The 6,486-nt window shown below is 73.5% G+C and carries 5 protein-coding genes and 1 pseudogene; 1 reads left to right on the forward strand and 5 read right to left on the reverse strand.

Annotated features, from left to right (window positions below):
• A pseudogene (locus JNW87_RS32875) lies at positions 1 to 1,803 on the reverse strand (transcriptional regulator); the annotation flags it as partial.
• A gap of 298 nt (positions 1,804 to 2,101) precedes the next feature.
• The gene (locus tag JNW87_RS32880; protein ID WP_238455023.1) at positions 2,102 to 2,866 is read right to left on the reverse strand and encodes an AfsR/SARP family transcriptional regulator; all 765 of its coding nucleotides are present in this window, start codon (positions 2,864 to 2,866) and stop codon (positions 2,102 to 2,104) included.
• 97 nt (positions 2,867 to 2,963) lie between these two features.
• Between JNW87_RS32880 and JNW87_RS32885 the strand changes: the two genes are divergently transcribed.
• Positions 2,964 to 3,584 carry an alpha/beta fold hydrolase gene (locus JNW87_RS32885; RefSeq protein ID WP_238455024.1) on the forward strand — a complete coding sequence of 207 codons (621 nt, stop codon included), beginning with the start codon at positions 2,964 to 2,966 and terminating at the stop codon, positions 3,582 to 3,584.
• Here the strand turns inward: JNW87_RS32885 and JNW87_RS32890 are convergent.
• From JNW87_RS32890 to JNW87_RS32900, 3 genes are all read right to left on the reverse strand, one after another.
• A complete protein-coding gene (locus JNW87_RS32890; RefSeq protein ID WP_109802941.1) occupies positions 3,502 to 4,593 on the reverse strand; it encodes a sugar ABC transporter substrate-binding protein in 1,092 nt (363 codons plus the stop codon). The genes JNW87_RS32885 and JNW87_RS32890 overlap by 83 nt on opposite strands.
• Positions 4,594 to 4,973: 380 nt before the next feature.
• Complete coding sequence (ybaK, locus tag JNW87_RS32895; RefSeq protein ID WP_109802942.1) at positions 4,974 to 5,453, reverse strand: Cys-tRNA(Pro) deacylase; 480 nt, start codon at positions 5,451 to 5,453, stop codon at positions 4,974 to 4,976.
• 43 nt (positions 5,454 to 5,496) lie between these two features.
• Positions 5,497 to 6,486, reverse strand: a 990-nt coding sequence (locus JNW87_RS32900) for an SAM-dependent methyltransferase (protein ID WP_375373576.1), incomplete at its 5' end; no start/stop codon positions are given.

Below are 6,486 nucleotides of genomic sequence, written 5' to 3' on the forward strand. Positions count from 1 at the left end.
CCGGGCGGCGACCTCCGGCTCGGACCAGGCAGTGGCCGAGGCGATGCCCTCGAGGGCGCCGATCGCGTCGCGCGGGGCACCCATCGCCTGCGCCACGTCGAACGCCTCGACGTGCCGGGCCAGCCCGGTCGCCGGGTCGCCCCCGTGTTCGGCCGCGTATCCCAGCTCGACCAGCACCATCGGCAGGAACAGCGCCGGCTGGGCTTCCCGGCGGGCCAGCTCCACCAGGTGCTCGAGGTGAGTGGTGGCGACGTCCAGTTTGCCGTCCCGGCGGGCCGCGAAGCCCAGGCTCAGCTCGGCGAACACCAGGGCGCTCCCGGAGTCCTGCTCGGCCGCCAGCCGGTACGCCCGCTCGGCCAGCTCCCGGGCCTGCACGTAGTCGCGGGTCTGCACCGCGAGCCAGGCCAGCCAGGACAGTTTGCTGCTCACCTCGGGCCACAGCGACAGCTCCTCGGCCCAGCCCAGGCCCTCGCGGTGCAGGGCGGCGGCCCGGTCGTACTCCCCGGTCAGCTCGGCCAGCCCACCCACCCAGTCGCTGGCCTGCAGCCGGCCCCAGCGGTCACCCAGCTCGGCGAAGAGCTGCGCGCAGCGGGTGCCGTCCCGATCGAGGGCGGCCAGGTCACCGGCGGCGTGCGCCAGTTTGGCCCGGCTGCTCAGCACGGCCGCCTCGGTCCACCGGTCGGCGGATCCTTCCGCGGCGGCCAGCAGCTCGGCCGCCCGGGTCAGCTCGCTGCGGTGGATCAGCGCGGCGGCCACGAACCAGGTGCCGCGACTGTCGTCGTACGCGGAGATGTCGGCGGTCTCCAGCCGGTCGCCCTGCAGCAGCGCGAACCCGACCCGCCAGGCCGCGGCCCGGGCCTGCGCCGAGCTGTCGCCGTCGAGCGTCAGCGCCCGGCGGGCCTCGCTGAACCGGCCACGCAGGAACCAGTACCAGGTCAGCGCGACCGCGAGGCGCAGCCCGCCGCCATGCGCCAGCGCCGATCGCAGGTTGGCGTTCTCGGCGTCCAGCGTGACCAGCCACTCGGCCTGGCCGGGGCCGCGCAGCTCCGGGTCGGCCCGTTCGGCCAGGCTCGTGTAGTACGCGGCGTGCCGGGCCCGCACCGCGGCGGCCTCTCCCGGGCGGTCGGTGTCGAGGCGGTCGAGGCAGAACGCGGCGACCGACTCGAGCAGCCGGTAGCGCGGGCCGGTCCCGGTGTCGTCCATCACCACCAGGGACCGGTCGACCAGCCGGGTCAGCACCTCCACATCGGCGTCGCAGACCACCTCGGCCGCGTCCAGCGTGCAGCCGCCGCTGAACACGGCGAGCCGGGCCAGGACCGGGCGGTCCGGGTCGTCGAGCAGGTCCCAGCTCCAGCCGATCACCGCGGCCAGGGTCCGGTGCCGGGCCGGCACGTCCCGCTGCTGGGTGGCGAGCACCTTGAACCGGTCGTCGAGGCGCTCCACCACGCCGGTGACGCCGAGCGCGCGGACCCGGGTCGCGGCCAGTTCCAGCGCCAGCGGCATGCCGTCCAACCGGCGGCAGAGCTGCGCGACGACGGGCGCGGTGCGGTCGTCCAGCCGGAACCCCCGCTGCTGGGCGGCGGCGCGGGCGGCGAACAGCCGGGCCGCGGCGGACCGGCGGACCGCGTCCGGGTCGCGGTCGTCGTCCGGTACGGCCAGCGGCGGCACCTCCCACACCAGTTCGCCGGTGAGACCGAGGGGTTCCCGGCTGGTCGCCAGCACGGTGACGTCGGGAGCGTCCCGCAGCAGCCGGGCCACCAGGCCGGCGGCCGGCTCGATGACGTGCTCGCAGTTGTCCAGCACGAGCAGCAGCCGCCGTTGCCGGATCGCGGCGAGCAGCCGGTCGGCGGCCGGGACGCTGACGCCGGCCGCCTCGTGGACGTCCAGGACGGCCAGGATCCGGTCGGCGACGCCGGGATCGCCGGGCGGGAGTGCGGCGAGTTCGACGAGGTGGACCCTGTCCGGGCGGGCCTGTTCGCGGGCCGCCTCGGTGGCCAGCCGGGTCTTGCCGACACCGCCGGGGCCGGTGAGGGTGACCAGCCGCTGCTGCGGGATCAGCGTGCGCAGTTCGGTGAGCGCCTCGGCCCGGCGACGAGCTCGTTCAGCCGGGCGGGATGCTGTTGCGGATCCGCGCCGCCCGGGGTGGCCCGGTCAGGTCGGCGTCCTGCGCCAGGATCCGCCGATGCAGCGCGACCAGCTCCGGGCCGGGGTCGAGGCCGAGTTCGTCGGCGAGGCGGTCGCGCAGGTCGGCGTAGCTCTCCAGGGCCTCGGTCTGCCGGCCGGCCGCGTACAGGGCGCGCAGGTGCAGGGCGCGCAGGCCCTCGCGGAGCGGGTGTCGGGCGACCAGCTCGGCCAGGTCGGCGGCGACCAGATCGTGTTCGCCGCGGGCCAGGCGGGCGTCGGCGAGGCGCTCGAGCACGGCAAGTCGCTGCTCGGTGAGCCGGATGGTCTCGGCGCGGACGTACTCGGAGTCGGCGAAGTCCGCGTACGGCTCGCCCCGCCACAGCCCGAGGGCCTCGGTCAGCCGGGCCACGTCCCCGGCCGCGGCCAGTTCGGCGAACCGGTCCGCGTCGGCGGTCGCCCGCAGGAGGTAACCGGGCGGGCGGGACTCCACCAGGTCGCGGGCGCCGGGTTCGGCGTCGTTGAGCGCCTTGCGGAGCTGGGAGACCCGGACCTGCAGGGCGCCGGCCGGGTTTGCCGGCGGGTCGTCGCCCCAGAGGTCGTCGATCAGCCGGTCCGCCGAGACCACCTGGTTGCGGTTGGCGAGCAGGTCGGCGAGGAGCGCGCGGACCTTGACGCCCGGCACGGTGACCGGCTCGCCGGCGTCGGTGGTGACGGCGAGCGGGCCCAGGACCCCGAACCGCATGCCGGCCACCTTACAAGCCGTAAGCCGGTCGGAAGTCGACCGTAAGCGGGGCGGCGCACGGTGTGGGTGTCAGCGAGTCCGAGAAGGGATCATCGTCATGAGCTACGCACCGGTCAACGGCCTGGACCTGTACTACGAGGAGCACGGCACCGGCAGCGGCCGGCCCCTCGTCCTGATCCACGGGGCGCTCTCCGGGATCGGCACGTCGTTCGGCACGATCCTGCCGTTCCTGACGAAGACCCGCCGGGTGGTCGCGGTGGAACTGCAGGCGCACGGGCACACGCCGGACATCGACCGCGACCTGACCGTGGAGGACTTCGCCGCCGACGTGGTGGCGCTGCTCGACCACCTCGGCATCGACCGGGCGGACGTGTTCGGCTGGAGCATGGGCGCCGCGGTCGGGCTGCGGCTGGCCACCGATCACGCCGACCGGGTCGGCCGGCTCGTCCTGGCGTCGGTGTGCTTCACCCTCGACGGCATGTACCCGGGCCTGCTGGACGGCATCCAGGACCTGCGGCCGGAGCACCTGCACGGCTCGGAGTTCCACGAGGAGTACCTGCGCACCGCCCCGGACCCGGCCGGCTTCGCCAACCTCGTGGCCAAGGTGAAGCGGCTCGACGGTGACCTCCTTCAGTTCAGCCGATGCCGGCCCGGGCGCACAGCTCGGCGTACTTCGCGGTGCACACGTCGGCCTTGTCGACGTAGCCGTCCGCGATGACGTTCTTCACCGTCTCCTTGGTGATGGCCTGGGCGCCCAGCAGCACGGCGGGGACGTTCCGGTCGCCCTTGGGGTCGTGGAAGGTCTGCTCGGTCTTCTTCTTCTCGCCCCGGGCCAGCGCGATCGCCAGGTCGGCCGCCGCCTCGGCCTCCGTCCTGACCGGCTTGTACACGGTCATGCACTGGTCGCCGGAGAGGATGTGCTGCAGGGCCTGGGCGTCGGCGTCCTGGCCGGTGACGGGGACCTTGCCGTTGAGCTTGTTCTTCGCCAGCACGGAGATGACGGCGTTGGCCAGCCCGTCGTTGGCGGCGACGACGGCGTCGATCCGGCCGTTCGTCTGGGTCAGCATCTGCTCGAAGATGGTGCCGCCGGTGGTGTTGTTCCACTCGGGCACCGACTGGTCGGGGCCCTTGAGGTACTCCTTCGCGTCGTACCTCGGCGCCAGGACCGAGTCGTAGCCCTCCTTGAACTGGGCCGCGTTGTTGTCGGTCGGCGAGCCGTTCAGCTCGGCGACCACCGGCTTCTTCACGCCCTTGTCGGTGAGGCACTTGACCAGGCCCTCGCCCTGGAGCCGGCCGACCGCGACGTTGTCGAAGCTGACGTAGTACTGCGCGGAACCGCCCAGCGTGGGCCGGTCGTAGTCGATGGTGGCGACGCCCTTCTGGGTCGCCTTGTCCAGAACCGCCTTCCCGGTACCCGAGTCGAGATTGGTGATCATCAACGCGGTCACGCCATTCGTGATCATCTGTTCGGCGATGGTGACGAATCGCGCCTTGTCGTTCTGGGCGTTCTGGATGTCGTAGTCCACCCCGGCCGCTTTGAACGCGGCCTCCAGGTATCTGCGGTCCGCGGTCTCCCACCGGTTCGACGAGGCGCTGTCGGGCAGGATGACCCCGATCTTCGGCCTGGGACTGCCCGCGGCGCCGTCACCGGAGTCGGTGCCGCAGGCGGTGAGGTTTCCCGCGGTCAGCAGGCCGACCGCGGCGACGGTGAGGATCCCTCTGCGCATTCTGCACGGTTCCTTTCAAGGGGGACGGAACTCGAGGGGAAGGTGGGTGGGGTGACGAGCCGGTGAGCCGCGGGGTCGCGCTGCCAGCGGTTTGTTGTTCCGGGCAACGTATTGTTCGTCGCTCGGGCGCACAAGACCGTAGTGGCCAGCAGTTTGTTGTTGCCAGTAACAATTCGGCAACGCGGCCGACATTCGACCGCTCCCCCCGTCGCTGGAGGTGGAGCGCCCTGCCCGCGGAATTGGTGTGGATCGGGAATGCCGCCGGCGCAGATATCGACGGTGAGAGATTATTTTGCTGCCAGACCTTGGCCGCCCTCGATGTGGACAGTAAGAAGGTCAGCACCCACCGCTGACCCGCCGGCCGGGCGTCGCGCTCGTGCTCAGCGGCCGGCGAGCGGGGCCGTCACCGCGCCGGTCAGGGCGATCAGGTCGGCGGGGCTCAGTTGGAGCTGGAGTCCGCGGCGCCCCGCGGAGACGTACACGGTCGGGTGGTCCAGCGCCGAGGCGTCGACCACGGTCGGGAGGCGCTTGCGCTGGCCGAGGGGGCTGATGCCGCCGCGGACGTACCCGGTGGCCCGCTCCGCCACCGTGCGGTCGGCCATGGTCGCCCGCTTGCCGCCGACCGCGGCGGCCAGCGCCTTGAGGTCCAGCTCCCCGGTGACCGGGACCACCGCCACGATGAGCCCGCCGTCCACCTCGGTGACCAGCGACTTGAACACCCGCTCCGGCGGGACCCCGAGCGCCGCCGCCACCAGGGCGCCGTAGTTCGGCGCCTCGGGGGAGACGTCGTACGGGTGCGTGCTGTGGCTGATCTTCCGCTTCGCGAGCAGCGCGGTCGCCGGAGTGCCCTGTCCCGCCATGCCGACAAGCTAGCCCGGGCCCGGCCGGCGGGGCGAGCCGAATTCAGGCGGGTACCGGGTGGCCGACGAGCACGGTGGGCGCGCCGGCCACCCGGGTCAGCACCAGGCTCGCCGCCGCGTCGCCGGAGAGCCGCAGGTCCCGGCGCAGCTTCTCCGGCTCCAGCGCCGAGCCGCGCTTGAGGATCTCCACCCGGCCGACCCGGCGTTCCCGGAGCAGGGCGCGCAGCCGCTTGAGCGAGAATGGCAGCACGTCCGTCACCTCCAGACAGCGGGCGTATGGGGTGCGGACCGGGGCGTCGGCGTACAGGTAGGCGATGCTCGGGTCGGCGAGGGTGGCGTCCAGCTCCGCGGCCAGTTCGGCGACCAGGTGCGCGCGGACCACCGCCGGGTCCGGGTCGTACAGGAACCGGCGGGCCGGGCCGACCGGGGCCTCCGCCGCGCCGGATCCGGTCAGCACGTGCGGCGTGCCGCCGCGCAGCAGGGTGGCCCGGCGGGGGACCTCGGCGAGTCGGCCGCACCAGAGCGCGGCCTCCACCAGGTCGCCGTCCACGCTGACCCATTCCGCCTCGGCGCCGGGCGGGATCAGCGCGTGGTCCAGCCCCGGGGCCACCTTCACCACGGTGTGCGGCACCCGCTCGGCGAGCCCGGTGACGAAGTCCCACGGCGGCGAGTAGGAGTTCGGGTCGAAGATCCGCCGCCCGGTGCCGGCGGTCCGCCGGGCCGGGTCGCAGAAGACGCCGTCCACCCGGCTGACGTCGAAGGCGGTCGCGTCGCCGCACTCCACCGTGAACCGCTCGGCCAGCCCCGCCGCCTCGGCGTTGGCGGCGGCCATCGCGGCGGTCACCGGGTCGGCCTCCACGCCGTACACCCGGATCCCGGCGCGGGCGGCGGCGAGTGCGTCCGCGCCGCGAGTGCGTCCGCGCCGAGGCCGCAGAGACAGCCCGGGAAGCTCAGCGTGCTGGTCCGATAGCCGAGTTGTCCCGGTTCCACGCCTTCGAAGCAGCTCGCCGTCATCTTGGCGGGATCGACCCGG

Origin of the sequence: Micromonospora sp. ATA51 (assembly GCF_016802855.1) — a bacterium.
Taxonomy (GTDB): Bacteria; Actinomycetota; Actinomycetes; order Mycobacteriales; family Micromonosporaceae; genus Micromonospora; species Micromonospora sicca.